Source organism: Paraburkholderia sp. 40 (assembly GCF_050434105.1).
GTDB lineage: Bacteria > Pseudomonadota > Gammaproteobacteria > Burkholderiales > Burkholderiaceae > Paraburkholderia > Paraburkholderia tuberum.
Window position 1 is genome coordinate 753,152 of record NZ_JBNPVY010000002.1, and the last position, 17,614, is coordinate 770,765.

The window sequence follows — 17,614 nt, forward strand, 5'->3', positions numbered from 1 at the left end:
TCGCGCAACGCCTCCGACGATGTCCGTTCTGCTCTTCATCAAAATATTTTGTGACACAGTAAGATTTCTATGGGGCAATGGAAGTCAAGCCCTTTCGCGATCCGTTTTTCCGTCAGTTATCTCCCATTCGAGAGCGCGACAGGTTATCCACGGCCGGCCGGCGGGTCGCCTGTTACGACCACGACGCCGGCCAGTGGTGGATAACCTACTCGATCAGATGTTTTGCAATCCTCCATATCAAGCGAGAACAGTAGTGAGGTCGGGGTGTCTGAAGTCCGGACACTTGACCGGACCAACTTCTATCCGTGCCGGCACGAGACCGGGCACCACATACCGCATGCGCAAGGCGCTGGAACCACCCCATTATGGACGCGCCCCATCTAGAACTACGGTTACCTGCGAAGGTAACCCTCTTACTGTCCGGGCGCGCCGAACCTTCAAATGCTGTTGCCGCTCGACGTTGGTACTCAGGTCGCTGTCGCCTTCTTCGCGGGGGGCTTGAGGGTTGCCCCGAGGGGAATCTCGCCGAATTCCAGATAGCGCCATAGCGCGACCGCCAGACGTCTGGCAAGTGCCACAATGCCGATGCGTCGCATACGCTTGCCGCCGCCTGCAAAGCGCTCGTTGAACCAGTCGCTTAGCTCGCTGCTGCGCTGGAAGCGCAACCAGCTCCACGCCAGTTCCACCATCAGCCATCGGGCTCGCTTGTTGCCGATCTTGCTGATGCCCTGCTCAACTTCACTCGTACCGCTGGCATAGGGCGTCGGGGCCAGGCCCAGGCAGCCGGTCACTTCACGGCGGTTGTGAAACTGCCGCCAGCCGAACAGTTCCCTGATCAGGACCCAGGCGCTGCCGGTGCCGATACCCGCAAGGCGCGCGAGCCGCGCGATCGCGGGTTGCGCACCGCTGCGCACCTCGCGCTGTTGCGGTACCTCGAGCGCCCTGATCTGCCTGGCAGTGAGCAACAGCCGTTCGAATTCGCGTTCGATCTCGGCGCGCAGGGCTGGCAACAGCTGTGTGGTGTGCTGCGCCCACCAGTGCACCCACGCGCAGCCGCTGATTCGCTCGGGCCGCAGGTTGTGGAGTACCAGCAGCGAGCGGATGCGGTTGCTATGGGAAGTGCGCTCTTGCCGCAGGCGATCGAGTTCACGGTGTACCCGCCGCGCATCTTCCTGTTCGGGGGTGGGGATACGTGCGACCGCCCAAACCCGGAGCTCACCACCGTAGTAGCGCATCAGCATCGACAGCAGCTTGTCGCTGTCGAGACGGTCGGTCTTGGCGCGACGTCTGCGCCGGTTCACTTCGATACTGGCTGAATCCACCACGAGGTTCGTGATCTGATGTGCTTCCAGGCAGCGGTGCAGCCAGAAGCCGTCACGCCCGGCTTCATAACAGCTGCGCACCGGGGCATCGGTGGCCAGATGACAGCGCACTTTGGCCTTTGAAATCGCCGTGAAGACTGCAGCCGTATCGCCAGCGGCCACTGTGCAGCGGCTTGGCGAGCGCACCCCATCGCCCAGCGAGAGCTTCCAGCTCCTGTCACCCAGTTCGAAGGCGACATACAGCGATCCGGTGATGGTTGTATCCTGCCCATGAAGGGCCGTGCGAGGCGCATTCATTTGCGTACTCCTCTCGGAAAACGGGTGTTGGAATCCTCGTTTTACTCCAGGAGGCTTACTTCCGCGGCCCTTCCATAGTATCTAGTGTCTTTGGCTGGATTGAACTCACGACGCTCGCGAGAGTTCTCCTCGCGTTTACTGCGCGATCGCGCCATTCCAGCTCCCGCACCGATGCCTGCAGGCTTTTGCCTCCCCGCCCGGCTCCGGGCAGGCCTCACGCTCGCGGTCGTTTTCCGCAATGTTCCCCACCCCCGTCATTACCAGCGACGCATGATCGGGCAGGCTGCTACTAGCAGACAGGCGTGGGTGTTGTCCGCTACCATTGGCGAGACAGTTGTAATAACGACCCACAGGTCATGCCTGCATGGACGCACGGTACAGCTATTAAGTTGGAATCGACACCTGAGCGCCCCGAGGCAACCCGGAGCTACGAGGAAAACCGCATATGGCGACACGCACGAAACCGCGAATCCGGGTTGGCGTTGGAGGCTGGACCTATGGCCCATGGCGCGGGGTGTTTTATCCGCCGGATCTGACGCAAAAACGCGAGCTCGAATACGCGAGCCGCCAGCTGACGACCATCGAAATTAATGGGACCTTCTATGGCTTGCAGAAACCCGAGAGCTATATGAAGTGGCGCGACGAGACGCCTGACGATTTTGTATTTGCACTCAAGGCGCCGCGCTACGCGACCAACCGGCGTGTGCTGGCCGAGGCCGGCGACAGTATCGAACGCTTCTTCGGCAGTGGCCTCGTGCATCTGAAACAAAAACTCGGTCCGATCAACTGGCAGTTCGCCACAACCAAGCAATTCGACGCAGACGACTTCGAAGCGTTTCTGGCGTTGCTGCCCAGGAAGCTCGACGGACTCACGCTAAGGCATGCCGTCGAAGTTCGACACGAGAGTTTCCGCAACGAAGTCTTTGTCGCGCTGGCGCGCAAATATGGCGTGGCGATCGTACTCGCAGGCGATAGCCATTATCCTCAGATCGCCAGTCTCACCGCACCCTTTGTGTATGCGCGCATCATGGGGACGTCCGAAAAGCAGGCCCAAGGTTATTCGAAGAAGGCGCTCGATGCGTGGGCCGAGCGCGCACGCCAGCTTGCCGCAGGCACCATTCCCGAAGATATCGAACCCGTCGAGGCCAAGGCAGCCGCAAAAAGCGCGCGCGATGTTTACCTCTACGTGATCAGCGGCTTCAAGGAACGCAACCCGGACGCGGCAAAAGCCATCATCGAGCGCCTGTGACAGGCTAAGGTTGAGTGATATGCGTACGCGTTGATCGTATTGCGAGCAGAACCCGAGGTGCACGCAACGAAAAAGAGCGAAGCCCGCAAAGGGTTCGCTCTCAAGCTGGCGCGTCACAGCATTAGCAACTTCGGTCCAGCAGCCAATTTTTCCTCCAATGGCTGCTTCGAGTAAATCCAAACAGCGCTTTCGGTTCGGAGTTATGTATTCATCCAGGTGGGTAGCGAACTTCCACCGTTGCCTTCGGTGAATGGCCGGACTAAACCAGTGTCCCGTCGTACCCATCCTGGTCGACGAGCGTCCGCCCTGTCCGAACTTCAGTCGTTGTGCGCGCAACTACCGCTGCCTGCTTCTCGGCCATTGCCGACATTGGGCCGGTCCGGGTTCGGCGTCAGCAATGCGGCGGTTTGCCGACGACGGTGGCGTAGTGCAGCGGACGACAGCTTTCAGTTTCGGCAAACTCACACTTTCGACCCGGAGCAGCCCTTCGATCCGGCGCGAACTCAACGTCAGTTGCCAATGGTGTAGCGGCCGCTCGTTAGACATGTGGGATGGCAAGTGATCGGTCAAACGGGATTTCAGGCTCTTGGACTGCAGCCGGTCATCCATGTCTGATCCTGGCGATCACGAACAATGGTTCGGACCGCCTAGCAGCGGATCAACGTCGCATCTCAGCGGTTGGCGAGGGCTGCTCGCAGGACATCCGAGCATCAGTGACCGAAGTAGATCGAGTGAGTACCTTCGGTCGCCGTTGGCGCACCCGCCTGCGAGGAGCCATCCGACACTCCGCCTTCGCCTGTGCTCCCCGACATCGTGACGTTCTGCGCTTGAAGCCGCGCCTCAGCCGCCTGGATATCTGCCGGGTAGTGCACATCGTTGGCGGCCGGCCGGTACCCGGCGTGTTCTAGCCGAACTAGATCAGCGCGCACTTCGGCACGTGACAACGGCGCGGTAGCGTCCTGTGCAAAAGAGACCGCGGGAGCGACAAGTACGCCGGCAACCAGCGCTGCATAGATAAGAGCCTTCATAGTGAATCACCTCCTGAATTTAGGGTATGAGGAGCTTCACGCGCGATGATTGAAGCCCCCGATCTCACCATCTCGTCGGAAACGGGAGTGAGTAAGCTTCATTCTGTACAACGAAGGTTGATGCACGCTGACGCTCACATTACATTGATGTCATGTTCGGATTGCCTGCGAAGCGTAACCAGCAGAAATCATCGGCAAGAGATACGTTTGGCTGCAACCGTCGAATGGTCTATCGAACGCTTTTTGGCCACGCTTGCGATGCGACAATCTGAACTGTCGTTTGCTAGATCAGGGACGACCATCGCGACGTAGTTCGGGAGGGTCAAACACGCTGTTACTGAAGCACCCGCGCGGTGAAAGCGGGTGCTCGACACGGGCTGCGGATGCGGGGGGCGAGTTCCTGCTTCGGCCGGAAACGCAATGATGGTGTCTTGAATCCGAACGTCTGTTGGCAGGGGCGGAGAAGACCTTCGAATGTCCGTTTGGAAGCTCGGACCAACGACCGTAGTTGCCCGATCCCGGAAATCGAGCGGCCTCCGGTGATCGTCGGCCGCACCTCCGCGTCGAACTTCCGTAGCCGACCCTGATGCGCCATTCAAAGCCCCACTTTAGGTGAGACCTGTATGCAGCCGAAGATGCCACCCCGCCGGGCAGACCTTCGACAACCAGCCGAAGCCGCCTGTCATCAGTGCGGCGGTCGCCTAGCGGTCGGCCACGAGGACGCGTTGTGGGACAATCCAGTTCGGCAACCACCAGTCTGGAGGGCGAACGCCATGGATTCGCCACACATCAAACTGACAACCCCAATCGTCGACAGCCGGTCAGCGCTGTGGTTCTCCGCGTACGGCTTCGGGTGGGGATACTGCGCCTTCGAACTCAGACCGGAGGTTGTTTGCGAATACCTCGGAGCGGCAGACGACAGCCAGAAGCAGTTGCTGCTCGCGTTTCAGTTGGGAAAGCAAAAGTTAGTGGGCGTTGCGGAACGCAAAATACCTCCATCGAGTGGAGAGCGCATCGAGATTACTGGCCAGGATCTTTAAGCCGCGCTGCAGCGGTGCACACGACCGGCCGGTTCGGTCTAAGTACCCGTCATTCGCGCATGAAGTCCGACTGACCGGACCTGGGCCGATTCCGGAAATCGAGCGGCCTCCGGTGACCGTCGGCCGCACCGCCGCGTCGAACTTCCGTAGCCGACCCACTTCGGCCCTTCGACCCAGCGTGTCCTTGACGGCGGCTTCCAAGGGATACTGTTGAAAAAGTCGCCGCGTGGTTTTCTCAGTTCTCCTGCGCGAAAATCGACCTCTCAGATCGGCCTACAAACCGCTCGCGCGTGCCGGCTAAGGGTAAGAAGACCCCTAAAAACCTCGCGACAGAGACGGTCAGCGACTTTTTCAACAGTATCAAGGTACAACGGCCGTTCGCGCATTAGTGCAGGTCGGAGGTTGCTCGGCCGAAGCCGCCGTTAGGGCTGTCACAGAATCAGCATCTCGCGAATGACAGCCCTCGGGACGTTCGAACTCAAGCACCTGTCGCGATCGCAATGACAGATCTGTAATCATCGCGTCGCCGCCCGTTAACCTGCGTGGCTCATAATGCGGATTCCTCAAACAAGGCGCTCGTCGCTCGGATGATCAAAACGTCATGAACGTACTCCCGACTCTCCTCCGTCTGTTTTCGGCTTGCCTGATCATTTTTCCATTGATGGCGACGGCGAGCCCGGCGCCGTTGACTTGGTTAAAAACGATACCGTTACCGGCTGTCACGGGCGGAGACTTTGATCATTTCGCTGTCGACTTGCCCCATCGTCGGTTGTACGTTTCGGCAGAGCAGTACGGGTCAATCGAGGTGTTCAGCCTGCCAGACGGCGAGCATCTGTCAAGCAAACGAGCCGTGGCAAAGTCGCCGCACAAAATCCTCCTGACGAACGACGGCAAAACTATGTTCATCGCGGATGCTGGCGATGCAAATGTTAAGATCGTCGATATGTCGAATTTCCAGGTGGAGAAGACGATCTCCCTTGAACCCCAACCCGACTCCGGGGTCGCTGACTGGAAGAACGGAATATTTTATGTGGGAAACGGAGGCGTGCAGTCCCATCAAGACGACGCCTATATCACTCTGCTCTCGCTTTCGGATGGCGCGGTTCTCGGAGAAATCCACGTGCCCGGCGCTCAGTTGAAGGGGATGGTCATTGATCATGCCTCGGGCCGCCTCTTTGTAAATCTTCGAGACAAAAACCAAGTCGGCGTGATCGATCTCAAAGCACGCAAGTTAGTTGGCGTCTGGACCGTTCCCGGCCCGAGCCGTAACTCTGCGATGGCATTCGACAGCGAGCACAAGCGCCTGTTCATTGGTTCGAGGACGCCGGGGAAGCTTTACGTGCTCGACTCCGATTCCGGATCTGTTGTCCAGTCGCTTAATATCGTTGACGTATCCGACGACATGCACTTCGACGCAAATCATCATCGGCTCTATGTCACGGGCGCAGGCGGATTGGACGTTGTGCAGCAAACGGACCCTGACCACTATCGGATCGAACAGCATATCGACACCCTAGGTGGCAAGACCTCTGCTTACATCCCTTCGCTGCACCGGTTATATGTCGTGCATACGAAGGGGCCTCAAGCCGCCGAAGCCGGCCTGCAGGTTTTTCGCGTCAATTGACCAGCGCGCATTGCGTTGAGCGCCGCTGAAGGTAATTGGGCTTTGCTACCTTCGTCAGGCGACGTTCGTGAACCCGTTGGCGAACATTAGGGCAACGCTGAACGAGCCGATGAATTTGCGGTGTGTCAACGCTTTGAATGCGGCGAATTCATGAAGCCGCGCTTCACCCATTGGATTTTGGTCCGAGCGGGCCTTGCGCGAGAGCCTTTAGCCATCTTTCACCCGTTACCGGCGCGCGCGAGTTATCAATTGCGCGCGCGAGAAATGGATGCCCGCCAAGGCCTGCGCCACGAACGCGCGGTTTGGATTCTTCGCCAGACCGCGATAGGGCACGTTCGTGCATCTCCACAGACGCTTGACGACAGCGCAAACATAGTCAATTCGAGCCAGGATCTTCGACTTGTTGCGATTCTTGCGACGCGCTTTCACGTCTGCAAGGCAGGCGTCGAACAAACCTCCAGATGACGCGACGGACACGGTCGCCGCGCGAAGGTCCGTTACCTGCGTGGAGGCGACGTTTGAATGTCCGCCTGAAAGCACGGGCCACAGGCCGAAGTTGGCCGATCCCGGAAATCGAGCGGCCTCCGGTGATTGTCGGCCGCACCGCCGCGTCGAACTTCCGTAGCCGACCCTCAACGGTCCCTCGGGCACGGTCGCCATGAACGACCGTTTTCGAAGTCTTTGAGACGTCCGCGCGTTGCTGCCGGCGACCGGTAATCGGCGATGCGATACGCGTACACAAAAGCGTTCTCGGTGCGTATCACGCCAAGGCACACAGGCGTCATCTCGGATGACTTCGCCGTCGAGCGAGATCCGTGAAGCTATCACAATCTCGTCCGTGCCCACTTCCCCTGACAACTCCTCAATTAGAGCAGCAATCAATCGGTCGAAGACGATGGGTCAACCGGCCAGTTCCGGAGAGAACGCAATTTCCACTGCCCGCATTTCCGACTCATCCAATGACCGTGGTGCCCGCAATCCGACTATGCGACTGAGGCTGTGCTATTGATGCTCCGCAAGACGAACCCTGGGTTCAGTGCGGGGCGACCTGCCAGGCGAGAACGGGGTGGGTGGCACCGGGCAGCATCACCCACACGCCGTTGGGACCGAAGTTCCACCCAGCAAAACTTGTCGGGTCGCTCATCTGGGCGGTAGTGAGCCCGTTCGCCGCCGGCAGATTGCCGCCGCTCGCCGGTTGTCCCGTCGTCTGGACGTTCCAGTAAACGTCGCTCCCAAGAGCACCGCACGTGGCGCAGATACCGCCAGCTATCCCCGATAATGCGGACACCCTTCCGGACGCAAACGACTGTGTGATCGTGCCGGTGTTCCCAACGAATGATCCAACGAGTCCTCCGGCTGAACTGTGCGAGCTAAATCCGGAGACCGGGCCGGTGGCATATGACTCGGTGATCGTGCCTTCGTTACTGATAACCAGCCCGCCGACAGCACTATCCGCCGTGACGGTAGCGCTGCTGCCCGAGCGCGCGATCAACCCGAAGTTGGTCGCGACAAGTCCGGCGTAGTCGTTGCCAAGGTTCTCTGAGGCAATGACCCCGGACGTAAACACGTTGGCAATGGCGCCGTGATTCTGAATGGCCAGTATCGCGGTCCCGTTAGCAAGGAAAAAAAACACCTGGCCGACGTTCGCGTTGACGTTCAGGTCGCGCACGACGCCGCTTGGACCGATATCGCCAAACACCGCATCGAAGCGCGGCAAGAGGTTGGAGATCGTATGCCACATACCGTCGAACTGCCCCGTGAACGACGTGCCGGCAGCGAAACCAAGCGTCTGGAACGCGGAATTGCCAGCGTCGAGGTCTTTGCCTATCGCGTAATTGCCGGCAAGATTGTTTCCGATGTTCTGAAGGTCCGTGACCGAATTGACGAGTTGATAGCCGGTTATCTGCGTGACGAGTCCGCTGTAGAGCGGCGCTTGCCAGGTCGCATTGCTGACGAGCGTGCCGGGGCTGAAACTGCCGTTCATATCGTAGAGCGCGCTGACGATGCCCGTGCTCTTCGACCAGTCGACCGTGCCGCCGTTGACGACACTGCCGCTGTTGTCGATTCCGGAGGCGTCGGCACGCAAGGTCAGATTGCCCGCACCGCTGTTCGCGATCGTCGTGCCGTTCGCGACGGAGACATCGCGGTATGCGGCAAGCGTGAGCGAAGCGGGACCGTGCCAGCGCAGGCTCGACGCGACGCCCAGGTCGCCCGTCGCGCCGTTGGCGCCCGTCGTCTCGACGTCCACCGAGGTGCCCGCGTTCAGGCTGCGCTGCAACGTATGCGCGGCGGAGTCGTCGATCGTGAAGTCGGGCGTCGACAGATTCCACTGCCCCGCGTAAACCGCTGCGTGCCTGCCGAAAGTGAGTTGTGCCGCTTGCGTATCGACGGTTCCGCCGCTGCCGTCCGCGTTGTTTGCGGTGATCGTGCCGTACTGTTCGACACGGCCGCTGTCGGCGACCAGCCACACATGGCCGTCGCGGCTCGCCGTGCCCGTCGCGCGGATGCGCGTGCCGCTGCCTGCGAGCGCATACACGTTGCCGTCAGCAGCCTGCAGACTGATCTGCGCGGCGGTTATCCGCCCCTTGTTGACGACCGTGCCCTGACTGCCTGTCTGCACAAACACCTGCCTGCTGCCGGCCGAGTCCTGCAGCAGTACCTGCTCCCCCAACGGCACGGCGGAACTGGCCGTGGGGCGCTGCGACGGTGCCTGCGTTGATGACGTCGTGTCGCGCAATCAGGAATACATCGCCGCCGCCCGAACTGATCTTGCCGAGATTGATCACGGCTGCGTTCGAGTTGCCTGACAGCGTGAGCGAGCCGCTGCCCTGTATGAACGCGTCGTTGCAGATGTCCAGCGTCGACGCGACGAAACGTCCGCCGGTGGTAATCACGCCCGATGGCCCGACGACGATGCCCTGCGGATTGATCATATAGACGCTGCCGGTTGCGCCGAGCCTGCCGAGGATGGCAGAGGGCGAGCCGCCGGTGACCCTGTTCAAGGTTGCGCCGGTGCCATTGTCGAACCTAACGCTGTTGCTCCCGCCGACCGAAAAGCTGTTCCAGTCGATCACACCGCGGGTCGAACCGGGTTGGGTGATCACGAGGCTGTTGCCCGCGCCCGCTATCGTGCCCGTGCCGGCGACGTAACGGCCGCCCTGCGGAAGGCTGCCCGCCGCGAACGCCACGGGTGTCAGGGACAGCCCAGTCAGCGAAATGCCAATGGCGAGCCAGATGCGTCGGTTTGACTGTTGACGATGGGGTGCGCATCGCGCGGACCGAGGTTGTTCTGGACGTGACATACAGCCCCCTTTCCGCATGCATGCGGAAAGGGGGCCAACGACCCGCAGAGCCGACCGGAGACGCGCGAGTCGCGACGTCTGAAGAATAGCAGTTGGCCTCGCGCGTGCATGCCTACATCTCAGCGCTTCGCGCCTTCTTATCGGACTTTTGTGCCACCTCGCTTGTTCAGAACGCGGTAACCACAAGGGAAACAAGGGAAGGTCCAAACCAAGGCTGTAGACATACCGAACCCGAAGAAGGCGGACCAAGAAGATCAGTTGTGTTGCGGTGGCCAATGGCCGCTGGCGGCTGCAGAACCGACGTCTAAATGTCTTGTCAACAGCAGCGGCGAATGACAGTTCCTGGCCGGGTGTTGTCACACGAACAGAACAGCGGCCGATACGCCCCCTTTGGCGCGAACCGGCTCATAGTCGGACGTGGGGAACTCAGTTCCCATAAATCGAATTATTGAATTCCCACTGACGGTTTTCGATTAAGACGAACAACACTGCGAAACGCGAGGCCGTACAACACGCCCGCAAGCGTCCGCGCGCGAAGCGCGGCAGGAGATTGAGGTATCGACGAAGGCATTGTCCGCGTCAGATCACGCCCTTACGACCCAAGTCATCGCACGGCCGGTGGATCGGCGTCGGTCGGGACGCCGGCCAAGTGCCGGTACAGTGCCAGCGCCCGGTTCGCCGTAGAAGCCTCGTGCCCGCTCGCAATGAAACTGCTGGCTTGCCTGTCGATACGCACAAGAATGTACAGGCCCCATACGTCGTTCGTCTGGCGCTGTGCGAACACCACCGTCTGCAGCGCAGCCGGCTGAAACAGCGTCAGTCCCAACGCTCGGACCGGCGACACATTTTCCTCGGCCAGCGCCACCCGGTGCGGGGTATGCTCCAGCACCCGCACCCGGTACACCAAGGGTCCGGAGCGGCTGTCGTCCACCCAGTAGTAAAAGGTTCGACCGGCTTGCAGTTCCGACGGGCGGAAATCACCGCGCCGCTCCCCGCCCTCGGCGGACAGCGCTGCGGCATCCAGGAACAAGGGACGCCACCTCTTGTCGGTCGTGGACCAGTAGCGCACGGTGCGCAGGGCGGAGACCGCCCCGGCACGTCCCAACAGCGTCTCGGGACCGTCGGCGACGCGGACCAGCCCCGCGACCGCAACGACAACCCGTGAGCGGGACGCGGCAGGCCATCCGGTGCACGAGGACGGCCGCCACACGCCCGTATCGAGCTCCTCGGCGCGCACGATCGCCATCGCGGGTTGCATGCCCAGCGACGCGTAGGCCGGCACCGGCGGTGTCCCGCACGGCGGCGTTGGTAATGGGGTTGCCGCGGCGAAGCCAGCGGCAACGACCAGCGGCGCGCAGCGGGCGGCTGCCTTCAGGCAATACGTACCGCGAGGACGCGTGACGCTCATCCGGGCTTGCCTCCCAGCAGCGGCTCCGCCAGAAACTTGACGACGTAGATGGCTGCGGCGCCGATGTGGAAATATCACAGCGCGACGTAGTGGCGCATCAAGGGTCCTGGCCATCTGACGGACAGGAACGCCGCCGATCCGAGAAGGGCGATCAGCATCGGTCAGTTGATCGTCGCGAGCCACTCGGTCTCGCCGCGGCCTTCAACGCGTCCGGAAAGCCTGTCCGTTACCGGCGCGCAAGCGGAGCAGAAAGTGAGGCGCGCTTTCGTGATATGGAGTCTAGTCGAATAAGGAGTGTGTTGAGTCAGAAAAGTTATCGCAACGACACAGCTACCGAGCGCATTTCCTACGTCATCGCAACCAGCTCTTAAACTAAGATCAACAGAGCGCCATGGGCGTCCGTCGACCCGTTGCCGTCATTCGGGTCTCCGCGATGCCTATGACCGTTCTCAAAGGATACTGTTGAAAAAGTCGTTGACCGTCTCTGTCGCGAGGTTTTCAGGGGTCTTCTTACCCTTGGCCGGCACGCGCGAGCGGTTTGTAGGCCGATCTGAGAGGTCGATTTTCGCGCAGGAGAACTGAGAAAACCACGCGGCGACTTTTTCAACACAATCAAAGTCTAACCGCCATTCGTTCACGTTCGGACGCCGGTCCTTTGTCGGCTAAAATCGCCGGTCATTCCTTCACAACCGAGGTGATTCCACAATGACCGGTTTCGAGCGACGCGATCGGGCGACACGACCTTTGCCGGTCACTCGCTGCTATAGGCGAAGCGACCGTCCATCGCGCTCTAAGAAGCACCGCTAGAAGATCCTCGCTGACGGTAGACTCTCACTTTCGCACGCGCGGGCCGCAGGCGTCGCGTCTGCCAAGAAGCAGACACGGACTCTGTGCAGCGGAGACCGGCAAGCCGGCTATGCAGGCGCTCATTGCTCCGCGCTCGCACCGGTTAGGGCTCGGACACGGCTTTCATCGGTAGCGAGCTCGCGTGAATTTCCTGAATAGACGATGCCCCCATCGTCCAGGACATAAGCGTAATCAGAAATCTCAAGACTCATGCGCGCATTCTGCTCGACAAGCAGGACTGGAATCCCCTCGTTGCGCATCTGCGACACAACGCGAAACACGTCCCGAACCATCAGCGGGGCAAGGCCCTGCGACGGCTCATCGAGAATGAGCAGCCGGGGATTGAGCAGTAGCGCGCGACCGATTGACAGCATCTCCTGCTCGCCGCCGGAGAGCTGGCGCCCTCGGCTGAACTTGCGCTCTGCCAGGCGCGGAAACAGTTCGTAAATCCGCGCGATTGTCCAAGGGCCGCCTCGTTCAAAGGGCACTTTCAGATTTTCCTCGACACTGAGATTGGCAAAGATTCTCCGCCCCTCAGGGACATAGCCTACGCCGCTCGCCGCGATCTGGAATGTCGGCCAACGCGTGGTATCCATGCCGAAGATCGTCACGCGCCCTTGACGCGCCGGTGTCAAGCCCATGAGAGTCCGCAAAGTCGTAGTCTTGCCGGCTCCATTGCGGCCGAGCAATGCGGTGATCCGACCTTCCGCAACCTCCAGGCTCACACCATGCAGGACATGGCTTTTGCCGTAGTAGGTATGGAGGCCTTGTGCGGTAAGCGCTGCACTCATGCGGTATTACCCAGGTAAGCGGCCTGTACGGCCTCGTTGGAGGCGATCTCCTGGGGTGTGCCCTCGGCGAGGAGGCTGCCTTGATCGAGGACCGTGACTCGATCGGCGAGACCGAAGACCATGCGCATGTCGTGTTCGATCAGCACGATGGTGAAGTTGTTGTTGCGATGCAGGCGGCGCACGAGCTGCGTAATCTCGCCGGTCTCCTGGTCGCCCATGCCGGCGGTGGGCTCGTCGAGCAACAGCAGACGCGGCCGCAGTGCCAGCGCCATCGCGATCTCGGCGACTCGCTGGTCGCCATGCGAGAGCTCTCCGACCAGACGGTCGGATTTGGCACGAAGACCTGTTAGCTCGAGCGTCTCTTCGACTTTAGCGCGGACCCTCGCCCTTTCGTTCCGGCTGATCCACGGCCGTAGGCGAAAGCCCTCTGTCACTTCCGTGCTGACGCGCACGTTCTCGAACACGGTGAGTTCGGGAAAAATCTCTGTTATCTGGAACGTGCGGGCGATGCCGGCAGCGACTCGGCCATGTGCTGGGAGCGCCGTGATGTCGCGTCCGTCGAATACGATCGTTCCAAGGGTCGGTGGGAAAAAGCCACTGATGAGATTGAAAAAGGTTGTCTTGCCAGCGCCGTTCGGTCCGATAATGGCGCGCAACTCGCCCCTCTCCACGGCAAGCGATACGTCGCGCACCGCGACCAGACTACCGAAGCGCTTGCTGACGCTTCTGACCTCGAGAACGCTCATGATTCGCCCTTGCGCCGAACGAAGCCGAGCAAGCCGCGTGGGAAGAACAGCACGATCCCGACGAACAGCATGCCGACGAACGACATCCAATTGACGGTGACGCTTGACAGGTAATCCTGCAGCACGACGAATACCGCGGCGCCAAGCAGCGGTCCCCATACGCTGCGCATGCCGCCCATGACCGCCATCATCACGAAATCGCCGGACTGGCTGTAGTGCAGCCCGCGCGGGTCGGCGAAGTTGTTCAGCAGCGCGTAGAGGGCACCGGCGAACCCCATGAAGAAGCAGGACAGCGTGAAGGCGATCCAGATATGGCGGTCGACGGGAATACCGAGAAAGCGGGCGCGCCGCTCATTTTCGCGGATCGCGATCATCGTGCGGCCGAACGGGGAGCGCAGGATGAAGCCCATCAAGCCGACCGCCAGCGCGAGACAGAACAGCACGAAGTAGTAGAACGCGTTGGAGTTCGAGAGGATGTCGACCCTGGCGATGCCGAGATTGAGCGGCTGGCGCGAAAACCCGCGCAACCCGTCGTCGCCGCCAGTCAAGGAACTCCATTGGAAGGCGATGTAGTAAAAGACCTGCCCGAAGGCGATGGTGACCATCGCGAAATAGACGCCGCGCCGTCGTGCGATGAGCGCGCCAAGCAGGGTGCCCGCAATCCCGCCCAGCAGCGTGCCGCACAGCAGCGCGAGAGGCGTGCTCGGCGCCAGGAATTTCAAAGCTAAGCCGGCGCCATAAGCGCCGAGCCCGAAATACGCCGCGTGACCGAACGACAGCACACCCGTGAAGCCGAGCAGGAAGTTGACCGACATGGCGGCCAATCCGAGCACGAGAACGCGCGTGCCGAGCGCGGTATAGCCGCCGAGCGGTGTCATCCAATACGGCGCGAGCAGTAGCGCGGTCCAGATCGCCGCCACCGCTAGCAAGCGGCGAGGTCGCGCCTGTTCGCTCATGTCAGCATGCCTTCTTCGCCGAGCAGGCCACGCGGGCGTATCAGCAATACCACGGCCATCAGCACGTACATGACCGCCTCACTTGCTGCAGGAAGGAATACCGCCGTAGCGCCCGAAGCGATGCCGATCAGCAGACCGCCAAGCAGCGTGCCGGTTAGGCTGCCGACGCCGCCGACGATGATAGCGATGAAACTCGGCATCAGCAGTCCCGTTCCCATGGTCGGCTCCAGCCCTAGTTGACCCGCGGCGAGCACGCCGCTTAGACCGGCGAGATAGATGCCGACAGCGAAATTGAGCGAGCGCAGCCTGCCGACGTTGATGCCGAGCGCCGCGACGGTTTCGAGATCGAGGGTGCCTGCGCGGATACGGATGCCGAGCCGGCTGTACCGCAAGAGCATGAAGAGTCCCGCGACTGTGACACTCACGGTGCCGACCATGAAAAGGCGGTAGCCCGTGATGAAGAAGAACTCATTGCTCAAGGGCTGAGCCAGCGCGGCTGGAATTGTCACCGGCTTGCCCTGTGCGCCCCAGATGAAACGGGTGCCGTCCTCGAAGACGAAGGCCAGTCCAAACGTCAGAAGCAGGCTGTAAAGCGGATCGCGCCCATAGACTCGCCGGATGAGTGTACGTTCAAGGACCAGACCGATGATGGCTGCGAAGAGCGGCGCGATCAGCAGCGCGCCCCAGAAGCCGACGTACGGCGTGATCGTATATGCAATGTAGCCGCCAACGACGAGGAAGCCTCCGTGGGCAAAGTTGATCACGTTGCTCAAATTCAGAATTAGCGATAACCCAAGCGCCATCAGCACGTAAAACGCGCCGATGATCAGCCCGTTTGTGACGTTGAAGAAGAGTAGTTGAGTCATCGGCCGCTCACATCCTGACGCACACCGTGTACAAACTACGTCGGGCGGCCTGGGCCGCTGTTTTTCCATGCACGCGCGTCATCGTCATGGTCATTGGAACGACGCCAGCAATAGCGCGCCCGCACCGTTTTCGGTATCAGGCGGGCCACTGCAGCTTGCAACCCGTCGCGTCCTCGGGTGGCGCGGTCTTGTCGCCGGCGACCACGCGCTCGACACGGAACAGGTCTTCAGGATCACCAGCCGGCTGAGACAGTGCTTCACCCACGAACGACGAGGTCATGAGCTGATGGTCGCCCTTGCGGTAGTAACACTTGTTCGGCTGCAGCTTGATGTCGTTCGCCAGCTCGAATCCGCCGAGCGCTTCGGCGAGTTTTTTCGCATCGAGGGTCTTTTCCTTGTTGGCAACGGCCGCGAGCGTATGCACCGACGTATAGCCGAACCAGTGACGCGCGGTGGGAACCTTGCCCCCGTTCATCTTGCGGATGTCGGCAACGAACTTGTCTACGCCTGGGACACCCGGCTGCTTCCAGTACCACTCGAACATCCAGAAGCCGACGCGCGCTTCCGGCGGCATCGCCTCGAGCGATTCGAGCTCCTGCTGCAGGCCGGCAATGTGAATCTGCTTTCCGATGCCGAACTGCGCAATCTGCTTCAGGCAGTTGACCATGTCGGAGCCCTGCGGCAGCACCAGCAGAACGTCTGGATTGGCAGCACGCGCCTTGATCAGATACGCGGAGAAATCGGTCGTTCCGAGCGGCGTGAGCTCGTTGCCGGTCATCGTGCCGCCGAGCTTCTGCAAATCCGCTACCGCGGCCTTCTGCAAAGTGTGGCCGAACGCGTAGTCCGGTGTAATGAAATGCCACTTTTTTCCGTACTTGGTGAAGAGGAGGTCCGCGACAGCGTTGGCCTCCATGCTGGTCGTGTTGCAGACGCGGAAAACGTTCCACTTGCAATCGCTGCCGGTGATCGTGTCGGTGTGGCCTCCCGACACGATGTGCAGCACCTTCTTCTCATTGCTGACCTGCGCGATCGCTTGGGCAATGCCGGAATTCACGTCGCCGATCAGAAAGGTGACCTGATCACGGTCAATCAGCTTGCGTGCCTTTTGGACACCGGTGCCGACGTCGTTCGCCGAATCCTCCACCAGAAGCTCGATGGGTCGCCCAAGGATGCCGCCTTTGGCATTGATCTGCTCAACGGCAAGCCTGGCGCCCGTCACTTCATTCTGTGCGACCGCAGCATAAACGCCCGTCAAGGGATCGACCATACCAATTCGCAGGGGGGTCTCGCCGCGGGCTTTGATGAGGAAGGGAGGGACGAACTGCACGGCGGCGGCGGCCGCGGCTCCCTTGAGCAGCGTGCGGCGACCAAAAGTGCGGATACGACTCGGTGTTTTCATAGGGGTTCTCCCTGACCTTCACGTCGAACCGGTCAATCGTCTGAGTTCCGAATCGGAGCGTGAGAATCCTCTGCCAACAATCTTGAACGTGTTAGATAGGATCCACAAGTTCCCCGTCTTAGCGTCGGTGGCCTAGCGCACACGAGTCTTCGGGAAACCAGAATATGGTCGCTATACACGGAAGCGGACACTGTGCATTGCCCCTACTGGAAGGGCGCGAACGGCAGGGTTGGCCGATGAAGCAACATTCGTCTTCGCCAATCGAACTGCCGTTTAGCGGGCGGAGCCGACGTCTGACCGTCCGAGCGACGCGACGGGTGAATGGCGCTTCATGCCCGGTCGCTGCCTTTGCACGCCGTCATGGCGAAATCGCGCTACCCCGGAGGATGTCCAGAATAGCCCTCGCGTTGCGCTACCCTGAGTCTTGGGAAATTGTTGATCGGTACACCGCGATCGTTACCGTTGGTCGCTATGGGACCGTTATCGGACCCACTCCGGCCAGTCAATCCTCTCCGGACCAGCCGTTCAACGTTCGACGTGAGTCACGTGCGCGGCTTGTCCGCGACTCGCCGCTCGACAAAAAGGAAAACGGATTGCCGTACGTTGAACCGGCAGCGGCGTGGTGCTGCTTGTTCGCGGAGAACGCTGCCGAAGTCAACACAAGCCATCCGCAGCACCTCATGAGATCGCCGAATTCTCAATCCGCTCAGTGGGCTCTTCCGGATAATGTATAAGGTCCG

At 60.7% G+C, this 17,614-nt stretch carries 14 protein-coding genes and 1 pseudogene; 3 read left to right on the plus strand and 12 right to left on the minus strand.

Annotated features, from left to right (window positions below; genetic code table 11):
- Positions 1 to 467 precede the first annotated feature (467 nt).
- Entirely contained in the window at positions 468 to 1,619 is a 1,152-nt protein-coding gene (locus tag OKW28_RS04665) for an IS110 family transposase (RefSeq protein WP_429443980.1), read from the minus strand.
- A 445-nt stretch (positions 1,620 to 2,064) separates the two neighbouring features.
- On the opposite strand from OKW28_RS04665, the gene OKW28_RS04670 reads away from it, so the two are divergent.
- Positions 2,065 to 2,868 carry a DUF72 domain-containing protein gene (locus OKW28_RS04670; protein ID WP_429443981.1) on the plus strand — a complete coding sequence of 268 codons (804 nt, stop codon included), beginning with the start codon at positions 2,065 to 2,067 and terminating at the stop codon, positions 2,866 to 2,868.
- A gap of 710 nt (positions 2,869 to 3,578) precedes the next feature.
- Here the strand turns inward: OKW28_RS04670 and OKW28_RS04675 are convergent.
- Positions 3,579 to 3,896 (minus strand): DUF4148 domain-containing protein, encoded by a 318-nt coding sequence (locus OKW28_RS04675; protein WP_429443982.1) that lies wholly within the window; start codon positions 3,894 to 3,896, stop codon positions 3,579 to 3,581.
- Positions 3,897 to 4,669: 773 nt separating this feature from the next.
- Between OKW28_RS04675 and OKW28_RS04680 the strand changes: the two genes are divergently transcribed.
- Positions 4,670 to 4,936: a hypothetical protein gene (locus OKW28_RS04680; RefSeq protein ID WP_429443983.1), complete on the plus strand. Its 267-nt coding sequence runs from the start codon at positions 4,670 to 4,672 to the stop codon at positions 4,934 to 4,936.
- 601 nt (positions 4,937 to 5,537) lie between these two features.
- Entirely contained in the window at positions 5,538 to 6,560 is a 1,023-nt protein-coding gene (locus OKW28_RS04685) for a YncE family protein (protein ID WP_429443984.1), read from the plus strand.
- 225 nt (positions 6,561 to 6,785) lie between these two features.
- Here OKW28_RS04685 and OKW28_RS04690 read toward each other — a convergent pair.
- The 10 genes and pseudogenes from OKW28_RS04690 to OKW28_RS04735 form a co-directional block, all read right to left on the minus strand.
- Positions 6,786 to 6,992: pseudogene (locus OKW28_RS04690) on the minus strand (IS5/IS1182 family transposase); the annotation flags it as partial.
- A 601-nt stretch (positions 6,993 to 7,593) separates the two neighbouring features.
- Positions 7,594 to 9,180 (minus strand): filamentous hemagglutinin, encoded by a 1,587-nt coding sequence (locus tag OKW28_RS04695; protein ID WP_429443985.1) that lies wholly within the window; start codon positions 9,178 to 9,180, stop codon positions 7,594 to 7,596.
- On the minus strand, positions 9,104 to 9,748 hold the full coding sequence (locus tag OKW28_RS04700; RefSeq protein ID WP_429443986.1) for a filamentous hemagglutinin N-terminal domain-containing protein: 645 nt from the start codon (positions 9,746 to 9,748) through the stop codon (positions 9,104 to 9,106). Before OKW28_RS04700 ends, OKW28_RS04695 begins: the two co-directional genes overlap by 77 nt.
- A gap of 718 nt (positions 9,749 to 10,466) precedes the next feature.
- The gene (locus OKW28_RS04705; RefSeq protein ID WP_429443987.1) at positions 10,467 to 11,270 is read right to left on the minus strand and encodes a DUF6675 family protein; all 804 of its coding nucleotides are present in this window, start codon (positions 11,268 to 11,270) and stop codon (positions 10,467 to 10,469) included.
- 449 nt (positions 11,271 to 11,719) lie between these two features.
- On the minus strand, positions 11,720 to 11,908 hold the full coding sequence (locus tag OKW28_RS04710) for a hypothetical protein (RefSeq protein WP_429443988.1): 189 nt from the start codon (positions 11,906 to 11,908) through the stop codon (positions 11,720 to 11,722).
- A 288-nt stretch (positions 11,909 to 12,196) separates the two neighbouring features.
- On the minus strand, positions 12,197 to 12,907 hold the full coding sequence (locus OKW28_RS04715) for an ABC transporter ATP-binding protein (RefSeq protein ID WP_429443989.1): 711 nt from the start codon (positions 12,905 to 12,907) through the stop codon (positions 12,197 to 12,199).
- Positions 12,904 to 13,653, minus strand: a complete 750-nt coding sequence (locus tag OKW28_RS04720; protein WP_429443990.1) for an ABC transporter ATP-binding protein — start codon at positions 13,651 to 13,653, stop codon at positions 12,904 to 12,906. The genes OKW28_RS04715 and OKW28_RS04720 overlap by 4 nt, the downstream gene beginning before the upstream one ends.
- Positions 13,650 to 14,609 (minus strand): branched-chain amino acid ABC transporter permease, encoded by a 960-nt coding sequence (locus tag OKW28_RS04725; protein WP_429443991.1) that lies wholly within the window; start codon positions 14,607 to 14,609, stop codon positions 13,650 to 13,652. Before OKW28_RS04725 ends, OKW28_RS04720 begins: the two co-directional genes overlap by 4 nt.
- Positions 14,606 to 15,475, minus strand: coding sequence for a branched-chain amino acid ABC transporter permease (locus OKW28_RS04730; protein ID WP_429443992.1), 870 nt, complete (start codon positions 15,473 to 15,475; stop codon positions 14,606 to 14,608). Before OKW28_RS04730 ends, OKW28_RS04725 begins: the two co-directional genes overlap by 4 nt.
- A 136-nt stretch (positions 15,476 to 15,611) precedes the next feature.
- On the minus strand, positions 15,612 to 16,874 hold the full coding sequence (locus tag OKW28_RS04735; protein WP_429443993.1) for an ABC transporter substrate-binding protein: 1,263 nt from the start codon (positions 16,872 to 16,874) through the stop codon (positions 15,612 to 15,614).
- Positions 16,875 to 17,614 lie beyond the last annotated feature (740 nt).